Annotated in this window: 17 protein-coding genes; 1 reads left to right on the top strand and 16 read right to left on the bottom strand. The window is 41.9% G+C overall.

Annotated features, from left to right (window positions below):
- Positions 1-124 precede the first annotated feature (124 nt).
- The 13 genes from radA to DWX96_RS02570 form a co-directional block, all read right to left on the bottom strand.
- Complete coding sequence (radA, locus tag DWX96_RS02630) at positions 125-1498, bottom strand: DNA repair protein RadA (protein WP_118056394.1); 1374 nt, start codon at positions 1496-1498, stop codon at positions 125-127.
- 188 nt (positions 1499-1686) lie between these two features.
- A complete protein-coding gene (locus DWX96_RS02625) occupies positions 1687-2100 on the bottom strand; it encodes an endosialidase (RefSeq protein WP_117697630.1) in 414 nt (137 codons plus the stop codon).
- Positions 2101-2189: 89 nt separating this feature from the next.
- Entirely contained in the window at positions 2190-4649 is a 2460-nt protein-coding gene (locus tag DWX96_RS02620) for an ATP-dependent Clp protease ATP-binding subunit (protein WP_118056395.1), read from the bottom strand.
- A gap of 31 nt (positions 4650-4680) precedes the next feature.
- Positions 4681-6231 (bottom strand): cadherin-like beta sandwich domain-containing protein, encoded by a 1551-nt coding sequence (locus tag DWX96_RS02615; RefSeq protein WP_118056396.1) that lies wholly within the window; start codon positions 6229-6231, stop codon positions 4681-4683.
- A 153-nt stretch (positions 6232-6384) separates the two neighbouring features.
- On the bottom strand, positions 6385-6612 hold the full coding sequence (locus DWX96_RS02610; RefSeq protein WP_022243971.1) for a hypothetical protein: 228 nt from the start codon (positions 6610-6612) through the stop codon (positions 6385-6387).
- A gap of 306 nt (positions 6613-6918) precedes the next feature.
- The gene (locus DWX96_RS02605; RefSeq protein WP_118056397.1) at positions 6919-7644 is read right to left on the bottom strand and encodes a prolipoprotein diacylglyceryl transferase family protein; all 726 of its coding nucleotides are present in this window, start codon (positions 7642-7644) and stop codon (positions 6919-6921) included.
- Positions 7645-7660: 16 nt separating this feature from the next.
- Positions 7661-8251, bottom strand: a complete 591-nt coding sequence (locus DWX96_RS02600; RefSeq protein WP_117697625.1) for a hypothetical protein — start codon at positions 8249-8251, stop codon at positions 7661-7663.
- 52 nt (positions 8252-8303) lie between these two features.
- Positions 8304-10124 carry a glycosyltransferase gene (locus DWX96_RS02595; protein WP_118056398.1) on the bottom strand — a complete coding sequence of 607 codons (1821 nt, stop codon included), beginning with the start codon at positions 10122-10124 and terminating at the stop codon, positions 8304-8306.
- An 11-nt stretch (positions 10125-10135) separates the two neighbouring features.
- Positions 10136-10972 (bottom strand): glycosyltransferase, encoded by an 837-nt coding sequence (locus DWX96_RS02590; protein ID WP_118056399.1) that lies wholly within the window; start codon positions 10970-10972, stop codon positions 10136-10138.
- Complete coding sequence (locus DWX96_RS02585) at positions 10969-11739, bottom strand: lysophospholipid acyltransferase family protein (RefSeq protein WP_118056400.1); 771 nt, start codon at positions 11737-11739, stop codon at positions 10969-10971. The genes DWX96_RS02590 and DWX96_RS02585 overlap by 4 nt, the downstream gene beginning before the upstream one ends.
- A 214-nt stretch (positions 11740-11953) precedes the next feature.
- Positions 11954-12238, bottom strand: coding sequence for an acylphosphatase (locus DWX96_RS02580; RefSeq protein ID WP_117697653.1), 285 nt, complete (start codon positions 12236-12238; stop codon positions 11954-11956).
- A gap of 50 nt (positions 12239-12288) precedes the next feature.
- Positions 12289-13314 carry an acyltransferase family protein gene (locus tag DWX96_RS02575; RefSeq protein WP_158561790.1) on the bottom strand — a complete coding sequence of 342 codons (1026 nt, stop codon included), beginning with the start codon at positions 13312-13314 and terminating at the stop codon, positions 12289-12291.
- A gap of 557 nt (positions 13315-13871) precedes the next feature.
- Positions 13872-14903 carry a radical SAM protein gene (locus DWX96_RS02570; RefSeq protein ID WP_118056697.1) on the bottom strand — a complete coding sequence of 344 codons (1032 nt, stop codon included), beginning with the start codon at positions 14901-14903 and terminating at the stop codon, positions 13872-13874.
- 173 nt (positions 14904-15076) lie between these two features.
- On the opposite strand from DWX96_RS02570, the gene DWX96_RS02565 reads away from it, so the two are divergent.
- A complete protein-coding gene (locus DWX96_RS02565) occupies positions 15077-16318 on the top strand; it encodes a 6-phosphofructokinase (RefSeq protein WP_118056402.1) in 1242 nt (413 codons plus the stop codon).
- 129 nt (positions 16319-16447) lie between these two features.
- Here DWX96_RS02565 and DWX96_RS02560 read toward each other — a convergent pair whose 3' ends face one another.
- Genes DWX96_RS02560 through DWX96_RS02550 form a run of 3 tightly spaced genes read right to left on the bottom strand, consistent with a single transcriptional unit; the run spans position 16448 to position 19519 of the window.
- Positions 16448-17365 carry an alpha/beta hydrolase gene (locus DWX96_RS02560; RefSeq protein ID WP_118056403.1) on the bottom strand — a complete coding sequence of 306 codons (918 nt, stop codon included), beginning with the start codon at positions 17363-17365 and terminating at the stop codon, positions 16448-16450.
- 2 nt (positions 17366-17367) lie between these two features.
- A complete protein-coding gene (locus DWX96_RS02555; RefSeq protein WP_118056699.1) occupies positions 17368-18033 on the bottom strand; it encodes a DUF6320 domain-containing protein in 666 nt (221 codons plus the stop codon).
- Entirely contained in the window at positions 18026-19519 is a 1494-nt protein-coding gene (locus DWX96_RS02550; RefSeq protein ID WP_242988700.1) for a cell envelope integrity protein TolA, read from the bottom strand. Before DWX96_RS02550 ends, DWX96_RS02555 begins: the two co-directional genes overlap by 8 nt.
- Between the last annotated feature and the right edge of the window lie 3 nt (positions 19520-19522).

The raw sequence follows: 19522 nt of genomic DNA, 5'->3' as shown, positions 1-19522 counted from the left end.
TTTCCTGCGCGGTGGAGTTTTATAATAGCACGTCATTTTCGGGATGTCAACACGATTTTGCCATATTTATTAAAGTAGGTCATTTGTCGTTTTTTATCTAAATTGTTTGAATTGTGTGCTCAATTCATTTTTCTTTGGATAAAATATAGCGGATGGCATCCTGTACGTTGCTGACACCCACTACATTTATATTTGAATTCTTCTTCAATCCTGCTTTACAAACTTCAGGTAGAATGCAGGTGGTAAAGCCAAGCTTCTCAGCTTCCTGCACACGCTGTGCTGTCATACTGACTGCGCGTACTTCACCACTTAGTCCTACTTCCCCAAAACAGATGGTCTTCTCATCAATCGGAACATCTTTATAGCTGGATACAATCGCAAGCACAATACCTAAATCAATTGCGGGTTCATTCATACGGATACCCCCGGCAATATTTACATATGCATCGCAGGAACTTAAAGACAGTCCCAGTCTCTTTTCTAATACAGCCATCAGAAGATTGACCCTATTATAATCCGTTCCTGCAGCTGTTCTTCTTGGCATTCCAAAATTGCTGTGGCACACCAGTGCCTGTATTTCCAAAAGAATCGGACGGGTTCCCTCCATAGAGCATGCCACTACAGAACCGGATGCTCCTTCCGGCTTTCCACTTAACATATATTCTGAAGGATTTTCCACTTCCCTTAACCCTTCATTACACATTTCAAATACACCTATCTCATTCGTGGAACCAAAACGGTTCTTCACGCCACGCAATATACGATATGCCGCATGACGGTCACCTTCAAAATACAATACCGTATCTACCATATGTTCTAACACACGGGGACCTGCCACAACACCCTCTTTGGTCACATGGCCGACAATAAAAATAGAAATACCAAGCCCCTTTGCAATCTGCATCAGAACTCCGGTTGCTTCCCGGACCTGGGAAACACTGCCAGGCGCCGATGTAATATTTTCATTATACATGGTCTGAATTGAGTCAATGACCACGATTTCCGGTTTTGTTCTGTTAATCACTTCTTTGATAGTATCCAGATTGGTCTCACAAAGCAGTGATAAAGTATCGCCAAATTCTCCGATACGCTCTGCACGAATTTTTATCTGCTGCAGGGATTCCTCTCCGGAAATATATAATACATCGGTCTTCTGCATGGAAAGATTCCGGCACACCTGTAAAAGCAGCGTGGATTTTCCAATTCCAGGATCTCCACCGACTAAAACAAGGGAACCTTTTACGATTCCACCTCCCAAAACCCGGTCTAACTCTTTTAGTCCTGTAGTCAGCCGCTCTTCCCGTCCTGCTTTAATATCTGCAATTTTTACAACTTCTGCTTTTGCTGCTTCCTTCCGCACTTTTGCAGGTGCTGATTTATCTATCACTTCTTCTACAAAAGTATTCCACCCGCCGCATCCCGGACACTGTCCCATCCATTTGGATGATTCATAGCCACAGTCCTGGCAGAAAAATACGGTTGCTTTTCCCTTTGCCATCTATTTTCCCCCTTATTCTTGCAATAACTGTCTTTCTTACCTACCGGCAACTGCGAGAAACACCCTTTACGAGCTTAGTTTCTTCTTTTCTCCCGGATTTTTTCTCGCTACTCGCGCAAATTAGTAAAAAGAGAACCCAATCCGCTGGAATTGGATTCTCTTTCTTATCATCTTATTGATATATCCATTTATACTCTAGATACTTTTACTGCAACCGGAGTTTCCGGATCTAATTCAACGCTAAGTGTTAATTTACCACCTAAATTGGTCTTCATCTGACCAATTGATTTTCCTGCTACAAATACATCATACTCTGTCTCTTCCATTAAGCCAAGTGTAATCTCTGCATCTTCCGGTCCTTCTACTTCAAATTCCACACCGTTTTCGGATGCTACCATATTTGTAACTGCAGTCCCTGGAACAGATTCATATACAAACATTCCATTTCTCTCTAATTTGGTAATCTCACGAAATGTCTTAACTTTGTACAAATCTCCCGCATGTTCAAAATTGTCCAGTTTGGATTTTGCTCCCAGTGTATAATCTCCAAAACTGATTGTTCCGTTTGCTTCTGAACGAATTAATTCTGCAACTACAGCCATTTTTTATCCTCCTATAAGCCACTATCCCATGATGGCTTTTTCGTAAATTTTATGAAAATATTATAGCTTATCTCGACACATTTTTCCAGTTATTTTGATGAATTCACAGCGGTTTTTATTTCCTTTTTTACCATGCGGATTTCCACATCATCTCCCGGCTTGATTTTACCGGATAAAATCTCTTCTGCCAGCATATCTTCTATCTGTGTCTGTATCATACGCCGCAATGGTCTTGCTCCATATTTCGGATTGTATGCCTTCTCAGCAATGTATCCTTTTACGCTGCCGGTTATGGTCAGATGGATACCCATCTGTTTTTCACACCGGTCAATTAAAGATTTGCTTAAAATGGTGACAATCTTCTTCATGTCCTCTTTATTGAGAGCCCGGAATACAATGGTCTCGTCAATTCGGTTTAAGAACTCCGGCTTAAAGATTCTCTGGACTTCTTCCATTACACCATTTTTCATGTATTCATAATTCTTCTTTTCATCTTCGCCTGCAGCAAATCCAAGCTTCTTCGGTGCAATGATAGACTGCGCCCCTGCATTGGAAGTCATAATGATAATCGTATTCTTAAAATCTACCCGTCTGCCCTGGGCATCTGTAATCTGTCCATCATCCAGTACCTGAAGCAATACATTAAATACATCCGGGTGTGCCTTTTCAATTTCATCAAAAAGAATAACAGAATATGGTTTTCTTCTGACCTTTTCGCTGAGCTGGCCGCCTTCTTCATAACCTACATAACCTGGCGGTGAACCAATCATTTTAGAAACACTGTGCTTCTCCATGTACTCTGACATATCAACACGAATCATTGCCTGCTCATCGCCAAAGACAGCCTCTGCCAGTGCCTTTGTTATCTCTGTTTTACCAACTCCGGTCGGTCCTAAGAAAAGGAAGGAACCAATCGGACGATGCGGATCTTTTAATCCTACCCGTCCTCTTCTGACTGCTCTTGCCACTGCACTGACTGCCTCTTCCTGTCCTACTACACGCTTATGCAGTGTCTTTTCCAGACGGTTGAGACGTGCAGCCTCGCCCTCTGCCAGTCTCTTCACCGGTATCTTTGTCCAGTCAGATACAATTTCTGCAATTTCATTTTCTCCGACAACCAGTTTCTTCTTGTCTGCATCCCGATGATATTTTTCCACCTGCTTTTCGTATTTCTTCCGGGCAGCTTCCTTCTCCTTGCGGATTGCCCCGGCATCTTCAAACCGCTGTTCCATCAATGCCGTCTCCATATTGTCCTCTAACTGAGCAACCTTACGCTCCAGTTCACTAATCTTCTCCGGCATTTTAAATCCGCCAAGGCGAACCTTCGAGGAAGCCTCATCCATCAAATCAATGGCCTTATCCGGCAGATAACGGTCTGCAATATAACGGGCAGACAACTTCACTGCCGCTTCTATTCCCGCATCTGAAATCTGTACATGATGATGCTTTTCATAGCGTTCTCTTAATCCCTTTAATATCTCTATCGCCTGCTCTTCCGTCGGCTCTTCCACCGTTACCGGCTGGAAACGACGTTCCAGGGCTGCATCTTTTTCAATATATTTACGGTATTCTTCTAATGTGGTTGCTCCGATTAATTGTATTTCTCCACGGGCAAGGGATGGCTTTAAAATATTGGATGCATCAATAGCACCTTCCGCTCCACCTGCTCCGATAATGGTATGAAGTTCATCTATGAAAAGAAGTACATTTCCTGCTTCTGTCACTTCACGAATGACTTTCTTAATCCGCTCTTCAAATTCTCCACGGTATTTAGAGCCTGCTACCATTCCGGATAAATCCAGTGTTACCACTCGTTTTCCCCGGACTGTATCCGGAACCAGTCCGGATGCAATACGCTGGGCAAGTCCTTCTGCAATAGCTGTCTTTCCAACTCCCGGCTCTCCAATCAGGCATGGATTATTTTTCGTCCTGCGGCTTAAAATCTGAATCACGCGGGCAATCTCTGCCTCTCTGCCAATCACAGGGTCTATCTCACCATAGGCTGCCATAGCAGTTAAATCCCTGGAATACTGATCTAAGGTTGGCGTTACTTCTACTGCTTTCCTTTTTCCGGATTTGCTTGCCGCAATCTCCTCTTTATAGCGGTTTGCGTCTTCTCCCATGGCTACCAGAGTCTCGATATAAATCTTCTGGATATTCACACCCAGTGTATTCAACAGACGTACACCGGCACAGTCTGCCTCTTTCAATAATGCAATTAAAAGGTGTTCTGTTCCGATATTCTCATTGTCAAAACGCTCTGCCTCCTGGTCAGCGGTCTCAATGATATGCTGAATCCTTGGAGAATAACCTTTCCGGTCTAATACTGCCACATCCGAAGATGGAGCGATTAAATCTTCTATCAGTTCTACCAGACGGGTTTCTTCTACTCCCGCATCCATCAGAACACAGGCAGCTACTCCACTGCCTTCTTTTAGCAATCCCAGTAAAAGGTGCTCTGTTCCAATATAATTATGATGCATGCTTCTGGCTGCCTTTGTCGTCAGTTCTACTACTTTTTGCGCTTGTTTTGTATATGGTTTATGCATAAAATCCTCCTGTCACTACGCGCCAATTCTCTTATAAATCATTTAAATCCATTACTTCAATATCATCATCTGATGATTCTTTCTCAATAAAGTCATCATGGCTTGCAAAGATTCCATTATCTTCATCATCGTCATCAAAAATATCTTTACTCCGCCGTCTCTTCTCTTTTTTCTCTCTCTTTTCCTTTTCACGTTTCTTTCTGCCGGACATAAATTCCGGTTCTTCTTCAAATTCTTCCATAAAGTCAGTTTCACCTAACCGTTCTGTCACTTCTTCCGGTAACTGAGCAGCGGAATCCGCTTCTTCTTTTTCTTCTGACTCTGCTTTCTCCGGTAAATCCTTCACTGCACTGGTCTCTTTTTCTTCGACCGGCTCTTCTTCGACTTTACCGGTATCTTCTACGAATTTCTGTTTCTTCTTTGTCTTTCTGCGTTTTTCTTCTTCAAAGATATCTACTGCTTCTTCGATTTCATCATCGTCCTCTTCTTCATAACCTCTTCTTCCACGAAGCAACAGATTAATAATGATAAAAATAAGAATTACGATTACTACAATTAATCCGGCAATTATTTTTAAATCCCGGTCTTTTCTAGCGGTATATTTGTCATTTAGGTCATTTAATGCATTCTGAAGATAGGTGGTATCGGTATCCTCCTCCGTGCTGTCACTGTACTGGTATTCGCTGAAGGTTCCATCACTGGTATTGTAATTATACCAGCCTTCCTGTCCATCATTTGTCATTCCATATACGGTATAAATATTTTCTGCATCTGTTGCGTATGCATCTTCAAATGTGCTGTCCCCAACCTGAATAGGCGTGGTTGCTTCGCCCGGTAAAAAGGAAGTCACTGCCGAAGGTGTCATTAAAATCAGATAATTATCCCCATTATCGATACGAATATATGGGCACACACTGCCATCGGTGCCATTTACCACATAAAAGCCTGCATTTCCTGCTGCATCTGTCATATATAAAAGAGATAAATTACCATTGTTAAAAGCAGCACCACGGTATTCAGCTCCCTGATAAGTTACCTGCGCTTCTGTAAAATCTGCCGGAATCTGTTCTGCTGCGAAATCTTCTGACACGGTATAGGCAGATACAGTATCGTCCGGTGTGGCTGTATCTGTGCCATTATCTGCTCCGGTATTATTGTCCGCCGGAGTATTGCCTGTGTCTGTGCTTGTTGTAGTATCTGTATTTGTTGTAGCACCTGTTGCAGACTTGGTTATGGTCAGATGATAAGTTGCAAGATTTCCATTCTCTGCCTGCACTACTACGTCAATCTTTGTATCTCCATCTGTTTTTAAGGTAGTGGTTCCCACCCCGGACTGAATCGTTGCTGCCGGATTTACCGTTTTTGCACTTACCGTCACGCTGCTTACATCCTGTCCTACCTGTACCGTATAGTACATACGGCTTCCTTCAAATGCAGGTGATAATGAACCCTCGGCTACTGTCAGTGTCTCCAGCGAATTATCCGCAGGACCTGCATATACCTGCATCGGCATTCCTGACATGGCAAAAATGCAAATCAATGTCATGAAAAGTATCTCTATCTTACGAATTGTTTTCTTCATTTTCCGTCTCCTTCAATTCCCTTTTTCTCCAAAACAACAGAAAATCTTCTTTTGATTTTCCTGTACAATATAATCAGTTTCATTATAGAAAACTATCGGGAATGCGTCAACCTCAATTCGAAAAACCATGTCGTACTTATCCCACGGATATGTCTAACGGTTTGCCCTGATTAACCATCCCCACACAACTCCGGCAAGAGAAAGACCTGCTGTAATTGCTGCTCTGTGGTTCCAGTCTGTAATATCCTGTCCCAGCAAAGCTGCCAGCAGTAATAATGTTCCGCCGCTTACCATAAGGGCTGCAAGAGCTGCAAGCACTATCATTTCCATTCTTGACGGATGTTTCTTTCCTCTTCTTACATGTACTGTATTATCACGCATAATTGTGACCTCCCTGTGTCTTTTTTCTTATCTTTTCCTTCGCTTTTCTGCCACTTTTCTGGTATTTTTCAGTGGCTTTGCTCTCTGATAAGATCATGTTACAACAGGATGTGTCCCATATTTCGTACCTATATTATGTAAACTTATTTCCCAATTTTTTCTAAATACTTTGTTCCGAATCCAACCTTTTACAATAAATATAACGCTTGATAAACACCATAACCTGTCCGTCAGCTTCTTTGGATGCATAACAATGCAAAAGAGTTCTGCCGGCACAACACCCACAAAACTCTTTTCTCATATCCGTTATATTACTTTATTATTCGCTCTTTGTCTAATTTGCCGTACTGCCTCATAGAGCAATACGCTTACAGCTACCAGCAGACATCCCCACTGGTTCGCACTGAAAATCTTTCTGTCTTCATAATACCTCAGATAATCCAGTACGAATTTTAATATCGCATACAGCAACAGACTCTTTGGAATTATACCATTCCTTCTTCGTTCTGCCATCTTGTGAAGCAACAAAAACGCCAGCAGAAATAAGATCGTCTCTGCCAGCTGGACCGGAAAAAGGTATTCCCCCGCTGCTCCATTATCAAGATAGCGGATACTGCCAGGTCCCTGATATCTCATGCCAACACAACAGCCTGCAAAAAAGCAGCCTAGCTTTGAAACCGCATACATCAGTCCCAATGCCAGCACATATGCAGTCCATAGCTCTATCTTATGTTCCTTACTGATTTTTGTAAAAATCCACACACCGAGCAGGATGCCCGCCATACCGCCAAGACTGGAAAAACCAAATGTTTCTACTTTACCCTGTTCTGCCAGCTGCACAATAAAGGTATAAAATGCTCCAAAATATAATGCCAGGACTGTATTCAAAAGCTCTGAATAAAAGATATGACTGCCCCTTACTCCTGCTTTTTTCAAATACCATGTGACATAAAGATATGCCAGTACAAAGCTTAAGAGAAAACAGATAAAATACGGCGAAATTCTCCAGTGCAAAATCGTAATATCTATCATTTATTTTCCTGCCTCATCAGCCCGGACAGTTTCGGACACAGCTTATGAATGCCAGCCCACAGGCAATAATTGTTACTGCTATAAATACTACTACAAGAATGGCAAGTGCAATATAAAGCCACATCAGCACTTTACCAAATACACTCTGCGGATATTTTACACGGACCAAAATCATAAGTACCAGTGCTGCAATTCCACAGCCAGCCATAAGAAAAGTCAGAATTGAACCTAATACATAGCTGCTTGCGATATTATAATAAATTTCTTCTTTTCCTGCATCAAACAACAGTCCCAGAATAATATTCTTAATAAAAATTACTGCCATCGGTGCAAACATCAAAATCATGGAAATAATACATAATTTGTCTGCCTGCTTCTTATCTTCCGGAGAGAGCTCCGGTCGTGGCATTTTTCCCTGTCGTGGCGGCATATTCGTTGGCATCGGCGGTCTCTGCTGCATCTGCATGTTTGGTGGCATCGGTCTGCCCTGTTGCATCTGCATATTCGGCGGCATTGGTCCACCTTGCTGCGGCGGCATATTCGGTGGCATCGGCGGTCTCTGCTGTGACGGCATGTTTGGTGGCATCTGGTTCCACTGATTATTCATAATTTATCCCTTTACCCTTTCTCAATACATATTACATTTCCTGCAACTTTTATTAGAGTGCTTTCTTCTCTTTAATCGGCTGTTTTTCATCACAACTATAGGTCAGTTTCTCTCCATAGGTCTGCTCGTAAACAGCTTTCCACGCTTCATAATTCTTATCCCGCATCTCACAGGAATTCTGTGCACGCTTTTTATTCGGATCCGGATAAATCGGTTCACAGAAATGCACCGTATATTCCTGCACATAGAATCCGTCATCATCTAAAACATCACTGTCTTCCATGGTAATAAATACGGGAAGTACCGGCTTATTATTTCTGGCAGCGAAGGTAAATGCGCCCTTCTGCAACGGTCTTGGTTTCCGGTAATTCCACCACATTCCCTGCTCCGGATAGACAAGTACAAACTGATTTTTCTCTAATACCCTGTCTACGGCAGCAATAAATTTCTCCATGGTCTTAAAATTAGAGCTTAACGGCAGTGTGTTGCAATGGCGCATTAACACTCCGTAAAATCCCGGAAATCCGGTATAATTGCCTTCCCGGATTACACGGTACATTTTTTTCTTTTTCAATTTACCCTGCTCGAAGGCAAGCTGGATGGCAAAGCTGTCAAATGCATTGAAATGGTTACAGGTAATGACTGCTCCGTCTGCTACTTTTTCAAGATTTTCAATGCCTTTGTATTCTTTGATTATCAACTGCTTTTTCTTTATCAGCATATTGACAAACCATCTTGCTACTTTAAATGCATATTTGGTCTGTGTCTTGCTCTTTAAACTTCTTGGAAGATAATTAATATCTTCCGGCATCAGAACCGGTGCCGGTGGATTTTCTTCTGCATCTTCTGAAAATCTTCCTTCCCGCTCCAGTTCCTCTATGTGAGCAAGCAGCGCAAGCTTACTTTCTGATTTTCCGGCTTTTTCCATCTTGCGAAGATAATTATCTTCTCTGTTAATCTCAGATACCGCAAGCTGGATTAATTTCTCACCAGACACACTGTCATTGCGGCGCTGCTCATCGGTATAATTGGCAAGTCCTTCTTTTATGGCATCATAATCCGCTGTCATCTTCGCATATTTCCAGAAATACTCTGCCAGACGGCAGTCTTCATAATGCCATGGTTTGGCTGCCATATTAAAATGGAATAATCCCACCTCTTCTTCCGGGCAGGCAAGTTCTCCAAATACCTGTGCATTCCACTTCGGTTCCATATAAAGCACCTGATTCTTGCAAATCAGATTCAGGTAATCCTGATCCTGCGCTACCACAAAAAGATAGATGTGAAGCATCTCTAAGAATTCATCTAAAAGATGATTTTCACGGAACTGACTGCAGTTCATCAGCATTACTCCGGCGTTGAAATATCTGGCACGCTTTACGCCTAATACCTTTTCTACATAATCACCTAAGATATCTGTCTGTGCTACCACACGGTCCGGACAGACTCCGGCATATAATTTACCAAGCTTATGGTCATATAATTCTGCAATATTTCCCACTACGATGGTATCGCTGTCAATATAAAGTGCCTTGCGGTACTGTGGAAACATATCCGGAATAAAAAGCCGGAAATATGTTGTGTTGGAATAATAGTCACGAATCGGAAGCTTATCTGCAATGCTCCTCATCTTGTCTGTAACATCCACAAAATCAATTGCAAATTCTTCATCTGCCATGGCAAGCACTTTTGCCTGGGTTGCTTCCGTAATTCCCATATGTAAAATGTAAATATGATATTTCCGGCTGCGGTCTGCATTTTCCATGATGGACTTCATGGAAACCATCATATATTTTACAAATCCTTCATCGCAGGCAAAGAAAATCGGTATCTCCGCTTTCTTCCCATACTGTGATAAACTCTTCATTTCCATAAATTAACTCCTTACCTCTTAGTGTCCTGTTCAAATTTCTTTTTCAGATAAATATATTCGAACAGAATATCATCAAACGCTTCATACTTAAAAATTCTGTGAATTGCACTGACATTCCACTGCTTAATATTTGCCGTATGCGGATATGGCAGGTAAAAAAGCCGTTTGGAAAAATGTCTGATTATTGTACTCTTATGTAAGAACTTCTGGTCATTATATTTCTGCGGCAGCATTTTCTTTGCCGTGGTACTTCTGTATACTGCATCCTGATCCGCAAACAGTAATTTTTTTGTCTTAATGAGATGTCTTGCTTTTTCAAAAAGACCTGTTTTCTTAATCTCTGCCATATTAAAAAGCAATACTCCCGCATTGATATAGTTTGGATTGATTAAATATTTTCCATAGTGGTCTCTTGCTGCAGCATACTCATACCCTTTTACATCAATGTCATATAAAAGCTCCGGCTCCCGGTTAAATAAAATATCTGCATCCAGATAAAGAATCTTATCCGGGATTTCCGGAATCTTATCTGCAAACAGACGAAGCAGGGTATATGGTGAACAATACGCACCTTCGTTCGGACAGCCTGCAAATTCTTCTTTATAAATATCTGTCACATCAATCTTGATTACAATATTTTCTTTGTTATAGGACTTTGCTACCTCATTTAAAAATGCAATCTGCTCATCACTCACCGGCAGAAAATCCTCTCTTAAATGTGATACATCCATTGTAAAAATGTAGATGCGGTATGGCTCTGTCGATTTCGTCCGCATAAAAATGGACAGCATCCCGGTCAGTATTCCATCAAATACTTTGACATTCCCCGAAAATAGAATATTTCTCATACATCACCCTTTTTGATATAAGTAGCAAGTACAAGGGTGTTCCTGCTGCTTCTTTCTTTCATCTGTTCATAAACCCTGTTTCTAAGGTCTGCTTTCTGCTCTTTTCCACGCAATTTCGCATCCGGATAAAACGGACCATCCACATAGGTTACTATCTGCGGCTTTTTACTATGCTTCCGTTTCTGATATGTATTGGTAAAACAGATTACCGGGCATTGATACTGCACCGGATAACGGAAGGAAGAATCCTTAAAAGGACGTATCTTCGTATAATAAGGCCAGATATGTGCCTCCGGATATATCATCACGCATTTTTTCGCAGTGATTTTCTTTCCGATTTCTTCCAAGAAATGTTTCATGGCTTCCTTATCATCCGGCAACGGCAACGCCCCAAGATATGGCGTTACTTTTCCGAAAAAGGGCATAGAAACATTATTCGGATGCACAATCACATATACGTCCGTCGGATGTGCCAGCATTGTGGGAATCAGGGCATCTGCTCCTGCATTGGTATGATTTCCGTAGAGGAAAAATCCCTGTCCCTTTAACGCTTTTATTTTTTCCCGTCCCACTATCTTATGACGGTATTTTATCTTTAAAAAGCACCATGCCACCGGTTTTGCAATGAGATTATAACAGATAAAATGTAATAATTTCCTTCCCAAGCTGTCCTGGCTGTACTGATATGTTCCATCAATTTTCTTCGCAGTTATCTTTGCTTCCGAAAATTCATCCTCTAATTCATTTTCATAGTAGTATACTCGCATATCCCACAGTTTACTATTTCTTGCTATTTTTTGCAACTTTTCTGAACAAAGAATGTGCCTTGGCACATTCTCGCGCCTGCGGCGGTCGCTTACGACATCTACCTTATACGCCGCAGTGCGCATCCTCGCAGAGCGTTTTTACTTTACAGGAAAGCAATTTTCTGTAAAGTAAAAACGCTCCTGACAAAGTATGCCAGAAGCTGCTTTTTGCATTTTAATATTTTACATGGAAGCCCCGTTCCGTCTCATCCAGTGGAAGTTCTTTTCTGTCCATGCTGCGGATTTCGATGTAACGGTCCTGGCAGAGTCTTTGAATTATCATATCAATTTCTTCCGGCAGTCCCTGCAATTCTGCCTGTACCGAGCCGTCATATTCATTGCGCACCCAACCAGTCACACCAAAATACCCCGCCAGATGCGACATGCGATAGCGGAATCCCACACCCTGGACATATCCGTTAAACTGATAAAAAACACGAATTTTTCTATTTTCTGACATACGACCACCTCTCTTTATCATTCCAATGGTATCAATCTCTTCCATCCAGACTAACGTGCCCGTTGCCTTTTTAAGTTTCTGATTAACTGCGGCGTATGTAATGCCAGTATCCGGTTGACCTGATTGACAACATGTGAATTATTTAACACATATACGATTCCAGCACTTAATCCTAACAGGATAAAAAATGCTATCCAGCCCCAGTCACCCAGATAATCATAGATTCCGGCAAACATCAGAATATCCCGTAAAATCCGGTGCAGCATATATACCGGCATGGTATTCTGTCCGATTGCTGACAACCTTGTCTTTCCTCTCGGAATAAAAAACATGATTGCCCAGGAAATAAGAAATGCTGCAATCATCAGGGAGAGGCGGACCATCGGTCCTTTCCACACTTCTTCCAGTTCATAATAGGATATATTTTCATATACCATTCCCAGGGAATCTTTCAACCTTGCTCCATATGCCAGAATAAAGATACAGATTGCCTCCGCGCATGGAACCACCAGTCTCTGAAACTTTGGCTGCAATGCTTTTTCCAGTGTCTTCTGCTCCAGAAAATAGCCCAGATAGAAAAACGGTCCAAATACCAGAATTCGTGACAGACATAAAAAGTCTCCCACATTTTTAAAATAACCAGCTGTTAATGCCAGCACTACCGTAAGCAAAAGAACCGGCACCGCTTTACATTTACGGACAAGTGGTATCGTCAGATACCATACAATCATTGCAAATAAATACCACGGTGCACCACTTTGGGAAAGGAAATCTATCTCCGTAAATTTTTCAAATCCCGCAATGGCATATACTATCTGAATTGCCACAACAAATACCACATATGCTTTCAGCAGATACAATATTTTCTTAAAATTATACTGTCCATTTTTATAAATTTTCTTGGCAAAATAGCCGGAGATAAATACAAAAAGCGGCATATGAAATACATAGATGAGCCGTTTCACCACCACCAATGGATTGTCTCCACGGATAGGGAGCAGGAAATGTCCCAGCACAACCAAGAATATCAATACCGCTTTTAAATTATCAAAAAAATAGTCTCTTTCTTTATTCATCTTTCTACATCCTCGCATTACCGAAAATGTATTATAGAACTTTTGTGGAAGATGTCAAGATTTTTTATCATTTATGGTGAATCTGCCCGAGAATAAAGAATGTGCCTTGGCACATTCTCGCGCCTGCGGCGGTCGCTTGCGGCATCTACCTTATACGCCGCAGTGCGCATCCTCGCGGAGCGTTTTTTACTTTACAGGAAAGCAATTTCCTGTAAAGTAAAAAAGGGTACTTGAAAAGCCAAGTACCCTAGTGTATAATTTACTTAGAAAGGTAATCGGATATGCTCCGATTTGCCCTCAGTGAAAACTATTTTTGAAATAGCATCTACTTTTGGACGAGTGGGATGCTATTTCTTTTTATTATTATGATTATCTATGTAAGATAGCGCCGCAAATATTACTAGCAACAAAGTAAGAACTTCTATTGTGTTCATAGGGCATCACCCTCCTTTACCAACTAGAGGGCATCTAATAATCGGAAAACACATCCTGCTTTCTTTTTCAATTATACAATAATATTATATCATGTACAGAACATATGTTCAATAAGTTTATTTTTAATTATCTTTCCGTACAATCCCTTCTCCATCAAACTCCGGGATAAAACTCTCCTCTGCCACATCCCCTTCCTGGATAAAACCATTCTCAATGCCAAGTTCAATCGCATAATCCACCACCGCATCATATTCCGCTTCCGTTACCCGGCGGCTTAATTCCGGATACTCCCTGCACTGTGGCAGCGGCGTATACTGATTCATAATGCTGATAAAAATCCGACCGCCATAGGTCTTAAGAAGATAAGATATCACACGCTTGGAATCTTCCACACAGTCCGGCATAACAAGATGGCGCACAATGACGCCTTTTCTCATCAGAAGAGACTCCCCGGCTTCGCTGCGCTCCTGATATTCTGCTGCGTCAAATATCATATTACTCTGCTGTTCCGAAATTTTCTTTTTCTCATCTGCCAGAAATTCTACACTGCTGCCTTCTTTGCCTGCTGCCCGTTCGAAAACAAATTCCGGTTTGCCTACCTGCCGCACCATTTCTGCAATCGCTGCACTGGCACAAGTAAAATAGTCCGCTGCATGGGAATACCTGCTGCTGATTGCGCTGTCAACATATTTTAAATCAGGAAGATAAATATCCACATAGCCCTCTAACAGGCGAAGTGTTTCCACCTTTTCATAGGAACTAGTATTATAAACAACCGGAAGATAAAGTCCCTGCTGCTTTGCCTGCTTCAGTGCTTCAACCACCTGTGGCACAAAATGTCCTGCCGTTACCAGATTAATATTATTTGCACCCTTCTCCTGCAATTCCAGGAAAATTTCTGCCAGCCGCTCTATGCTTATTTCAATTCCGGCTTTTCCTGTGGCAATATTATGGTTCTGGCAGAATACACAGCCTAAATTGCAGCCGCTGAAAAATACCGTTCCGGAACCGTTCTGCCCGGAAATACACGGTTCTTCCCACATATGAAGTGCTGCTCTTGCAGCCTTTATAACTGCTGTCTGACCGCAGACGCCCATTTCACCTTTTTTACGATTTACGCCACATTCTCTTGGGCAGAGCATACAATTTTCCATCTCTTTTGCCTTTCCTTTATTTTTTCTTGCGGTTCTTCCCACTCCCGCCGGATTAGTCTTGCCTTTTCCGATTCTATCATATATAGTTATTCTTGTAGGATATTTTCTTATAATAACTATAACTTTTTTATATATCCTAACACAAATCTTTGAAATCACAAAGGAGTCTGACTATGAATACATCGATTCAAAACTGCATGGTTGCCCAGTCCGGCGGACCAACCGTTGCAATAAATGCAAGCCTTGCCGGTGTCATTAAAGGTGCTGCCGGCTGCTATGGCACTGTTTACGGTTCCGTAAATGGAATCTTAGGTATTTTAAATGAACATTATCTTAACCTTTCCGAAATTATGGAAGCGGACGAAAATGCATTAGAGCGTCTGATTCACACACCGGCAATGTACCTTGGTTCCTGCCGTTTTAAGCTGCCGGATTTTATGGATGATGATTCTTCTTATAACTATATTTTCAAGCAGTTTGAAAAGCTGAATATCGGTGCATTCTTCTATATCGGCGGAAATGATTCCATGGATACCGTATTAAAGCTTTCCGAATATGCCGAGCGAATCGGAAGCAATGTCCGCATTATTGGTATTCCAAAAACCATCGATAATGACCTGATGGTAACAGACCACACTCCGGGATTTGGCTCCGCCGCCAAATATATTGCATCTTCTTTACTTGAAATTGCACATGATACATTTATCTATGCCGTAAAGAGTGTAACAATCGTAGAAATTATGGGACGTGATGCCGGCTGGCTGACCGCCGCTTCCGCCCTTGCCAGAAATGAATACAGCGATGCACCGCATCTTATTTATCTTCCGGAATGCAATTTTGACAAGGAGGAGTTCTTAACAGATGTGCGTGCACTCTTAGAGGAACACAACAATATTATCATTGCGGTATCTGAAGGAATTCATGATGCAGAAGGCAATTATATCTGTGCCGGAGAAAGCATGGAAGATACCTTCGGTCACAGCCAGTTAAGCGGTGCCGGTAAAGCGTTGGAATATCTGATTAAAGACAATATCAACGTAAAAGTCCGTTCTGTAGAAGTAAATGTATTACAACGTTGCGCTGCCCACCTTTCTTCTGCCACCGATTTAAATGAAGCAGTTGCTTCCGGTGAACATGCTGTTGCTTTTGCAAAACAGGGCATTACCGCTTCCATGGTAACCATGAACCGTACTTCCAATGCACCATATACCATCGAATACGGTTATGCAGAAATCAAAAATATTGCGAACGAAGCAAAATCCGTTCCAAGAGCATGGATTAACGAGCGTGGAAATGACGTTACCGAAGAAATGGTAGCCTATCTTCTCCCACTGATTCAGGGCGAGACTTCCATTTCCTACGAAAATGGACTGCCAAATTATATGAACGTGTCACACCTGACTAACAAACGTTAGTTACCTGCATTATCGCGGTGCTCGCCAAATCTGTATGCAATCATGCGATTTTTCTTGCTACTTGCGTAAATAAAATCCGCTGTCCCGGTTGAGACATTTTAATCTGTCTTTTCCGATACAGCGGATTTTTTATTCCGAAATCATCTCTATGAATTTGCCGACTTCAGCCCATGCCCGCTTGGATTCCGGCATCATAAGCATTGCCATCTGGAACACATGAAACATTCCTTCGTAAATGCTTAAGCGGACTTTTACGCCCTGCTTCTTTGCCTTCTCTGCTACGGATGTGGAATCACTTAAAAGCATCTCATAAGAACCAACCTGAATCAGCATTGGTGGAAATCCTATGAAGTCACCAAACAACGGTGAAATATAAGGATTCGTTTCGTCTGCGTCTCCCACATAATCCTTATTATAAATGAGACTGTCCCTTGTATTTCCAAATAACGGGTCCCGCTCATAATTGGTATCATAGGATTCACCACTGGCAGTCAGATCTGTCCAGGGAGACATGGCAATCAGTCCGCAGGGAAGTGCTTTCCCATGATCCTTTAAGTACATGCAAAGTGCCAATGCCAGTCCACCTCCGGCAGAATCACCTGCCACAATAATCTGCTCCGGTTTAAATCCACAATGCAGCAGCCATTCATATGCTTCCACTGTATCTTCCAAAGCTGCCGGAAAGGGATGCTCCGGTGCCACACGGTAATCAATGGTCAACACGCTGATTCCTTTTCCCACCTCACTGTAAAGTCCGGCAAAGGTACGGTAGGCATTTCGCATTTTTCCAATATAACCGCCACCATGCAGCTGCAGAACCACTTTATCTTCCCTTGGATTCTGCATGGAAGTTAAAAGTTCCATTTCAAATTGTGGCATCTTAATTTTCTGCATCAGAAAACAGTCCGGGCATTTCCACGCCGGTTCCACCATTTTCTTACGAAGCTCTCCAGTCTTTAATTTTCTTCCTATCAAGTTATCACTTGCAAAACGGGCAATTAGGTCACGGATGACTCTGCCCTGTACACTCGTCTTACTTTCTTCCATAATCACCTTACATGAAATCTTCTCTTTAACTCTAGTCTGGCTCTGCGGTCACCGATAATCAGCGTTCCGAGGAATAAAAATACAGAAATTCCAAATGCCAGTTCACTTAACCCCGGATGGGTCACAATGTGAAGTGCAATCAAAAGCAACGGTATCAGGCTGCATACAATTCCAAATAACTGGAACATCAGATAACTCTGCCAGTTTCTGGAATTGATAATCATGAGCAGAACAATACCTGCATCTAACAGCATAATGCCTGCCGGAAGCACATAATTAACCGACCAGCCATGAAATCCCACTATCCAGTCAATCAGAATCACATATAAAATTCCGGATAATGTAGTTGCTATGATTTTCGTCCGGTATCCACTATTGCTTAAAATATCCAGCCGGAAAATCAGGAACAGATACCAAAGACCTGCGATTGCAATCAGGCTCCAGAGTTTTCCCTGATACCAGATATAATTAAGATAGCCTGCTGTCACACTGCCTAATAGCACCAGAAAGAATATAATATTTGTCACAAATTTTAATCTTCTGGTTGGAATCCATGCATCCGGATAGGTATTGTGTCCTTCTTCTCCCTCTTCTAATACACTGTGGCACAGCGGACAGATCTGGCTGTCATCTAAGATTTCCACATTACAGTTCTTACATTTACTCATAATACACACCATTACTTTCTATTTCCACATTCAGACCATCCTCTGACAGTTTCCGAAAAAATCCACGCTGCAGGGATGTATCTTTTAAAACAGAACTAAAGGTAAATGCCAGCGTATCCTGATAGGAACAAATCGTTCCCTTGATATTCTGTCCCTTTGACATGGCAAGGAATGCATAAAACATCTTGATATATGGCTGGTAATCCTCTTCCACTTTCACATTTCCAATGTTGGTTACAGTGGATGTATTTGCCAGTGCTGCCGATGTATACACATAACGCATGGCAATATTTTTCAAAAACAGCGGTACTGCTCTTGCAATCAATAATTTCTCATTGGACACATTGTAAGAAAACAGTTCCTCTAAATGCTCTTTATTAATCTGTTGATGAAGACTCTCTGTAGTAAGCTTCAATACTTCTTCAAACGTATAGGAATCCTCCACCGGTTCAAACTCTGCAGATACTACTGTAAAAAAGTTCTTGGTGGTAATGGAATTAAAATATGGTCTTAAATTCACCGGAACCGCCACACGAATCGGGCGTGTGTCCGGCATGCCATGCAGATATTCCCGATATACGCTGTAAGCAAATGCCGCAACCAGATACTCATTGATGCTGACACCATATTTATGGCATACCTCTTTCAATGCCGGAATCTTTACAAATCCATGAATTACTCCAAATTCATCGGTTCGTAATTTTTCCCCTTTGATAAGATATGCTTTCTTTGTCTTATATCCCTTGGCATAGCTGTGCTTGTAATTTTTAAGGAAGCTGTCCTCACGGTTCATGGATGTGTCGCTGCTTAACTTATCTCCCAGCTTCTCCTTCAATTCCGGATGCACCAGTCTTAAATACTGATAGGTCAGCTCCTTTAAGAAATTGATTCCGCCCATGCCATCTGTCAGTACATGAAAGACCTCAAGGTTAATCCGGCATTTATAATAAGTTACCCGGAAAAGATAGCTGTGATTCTTATTCTGTCTGATAAAACGGCATGGAAAATGTCTTTCTTCCTGTACTCTTGGAGCACTCTTGCCATTCTCTTCAAAATAATACCAGAAAATTCCCTGACGCAGTCTCAAGTTAAAGCCCGGAAATTTCGGAAGTACGATATCCAGTGCCTGCCGCAGATACTCCGGCTGTACCTCTTCATTTAAAGTAACTGCAATCCGGTACACATTGCTCATTGCTTCTCCTGCAATTACCGGAAAAAGATGTGCCGTATTATCCAGCCGGTCCCATTTGATATCGGTATGACGGCGCTTATTATCTTCTGCTTTCCGCTGCTGCTTCTCCTGCTTTTCCAATTCCTTTGAAGCGGCTTTTTCGTGCCGGCTCTGCTCTTTGACAGCCTGCTTTTCCTGTTTACTTTCTGCTTTGGCAGCGGCTTTCTCCTGTTTGCTTTCTGCTTTAGCGAAAGCTTTCTCCTGCTTTATCTTCTCTTTATGTTGTTGTCTCTGCTTTTTTTCTTCTTTACTCATAAC

The organism is Roseburia sp. AF22-2LB (assembly GCF_003461125.1).
Taxonomy (GTDB): domain Bacteria; phylum Bacillota; class Clostridia; order Lachnospirales; family Lachnospiraceae; genus Roseburia_C; species Roseburia_C amylophila.
The sequence above is the reverse complement of the archived record's forward strand: the minus strand, read 5'-3'. Positions and strand labels throughout refer to the sequence as shown.

What these genes read in the sequence shown, in the direction of transcription:
- radA (WP_118056394.1), bottom strand. Translation starts at nt 1,498, where the DNA reads ATGGCAAAGGGAAAAGCAACCGTATTTTTCTGCCAGGACTGTGGCTAT.
- DWX96_RS02625 (WP_117697630.1), bottom strand. Translation starts at nt 2,100, where the DNA reads ATGGCTGTAGTTGCAGAATTAATTCGTTCAGAAGCAAACGGAACAATC.
- DWX96_RS02620 (WP_118056395.1), bottom strand. Translation starts at nt 4,649, where the DNA reads ATGCATAAACCATATACAAAACAAGCGCAAAAAGTAGTAGAACTGACG.
- DWX96_RS02615 (WP_118056396.1), bottom strand. Translation starts at nt 6,231, where the DNA reads ATGAAGAAAACAATTCGTAAGATAGAGATACTTTTCATGACATTGATT.
- DWX96_RS02610 (WP_022243971.1), bottom strand. Translation starts at nt 6,612, where the DNA reads ATGCGTGATAATACAGTACATGTAAGAAGAGGAAAGAAACATCCGTCA.
- DWX96_RS02605 (WP_118056397.1), bottom strand. Translation starts at nt 7,644, where the DNA reads ATGATAGATATTACGATTTTGCACTGGAGAATTTCGCCGTATTTTATC.
- DWX96_RS02600 (WP_117697625.1), bottom strand. Translation starts at nt 8,251, where the DNA reads ATGAATAATCAGTGGAACCAGATGCCACCAAACATGCCGTCACAGCAG.
- DWX96_RS02595 (WP_118056398.1), bottom strand. Translation starts at nt 10,124, where the DNA reads ATGGAAATGAAGAGTTTATCACAGTATGGGAAGAAAGCGGAGATACCG.
- DWX96_RS02590 (WP_118056399.1), bottom strand. Translation starts at nt 10,972, where the DNA reads ATGAGAAATATTCTATTTTCGGGGAATGTCAAAGTATTTGATGGAATA.
- DWX96_RS02585 (WP_118056400.1), bottom strand. Translation starts at nt 11,739, where the DNA reads ATGCGAGTATACTACTATGAAAATGAATTAGAGGATGAATTTTCGGAA.
- DWX96_RS02580 (WP_117697653.1), bottom strand. Translation starts at nt 12,238, where the DNA reads ATGTCAGAAAATAGAAAAATTCGTGTTTTTTATCAGTTTAACGGATAT.
- DWX96_RS02575 (WP_158561790.1), bottom strand. Translation starts at nt 13,314, where the DNA reads ATGAATAAAGAAAGAGACTATTTTTTTGATAATTTAAAAGCGGTATTG.
- DWX96_RS02570 (WP_118056697.1), bottom strand. Translation starts at nt 14,903, where the DNA reads ATGGAAAATTGTATGCTCTGCCCAAGAGAATGTGGCGTAAATCGTAAA.
- DWX96_RS02565 (WP_118056402.1), top strand. Translation starts at nt 15,077, where the DNA reads ATGAATACATCGATTCAAAACTGCATGGTTGCCCAGTCCGGCGGACCA.
- DWX96_RS02560 (WP_118056403.1), bottom strand. Translation starts at nt 17,365, where the DNA reads ATGGAAGAAAGTAAGACGAGTGTACAGGGCAGAGTCATCCGTGACCTA.
- DWX96_RS02555 (WP_118056699.1), bottom strand. Translation starts at nt 18,033, where the DNA reads ATGAGTAAATGTAAGAACTGTAATGTGGAAATCTTAGATGACAGCCAG.
- DWX96_RS02550 (WP_242988700.1), bottom strand. Translation starts at nt 19,519, where the DNA reads ATGAGTAAAGAAGAAAAAAAGCAGAGACAACAACATAAAGAGAAGATA.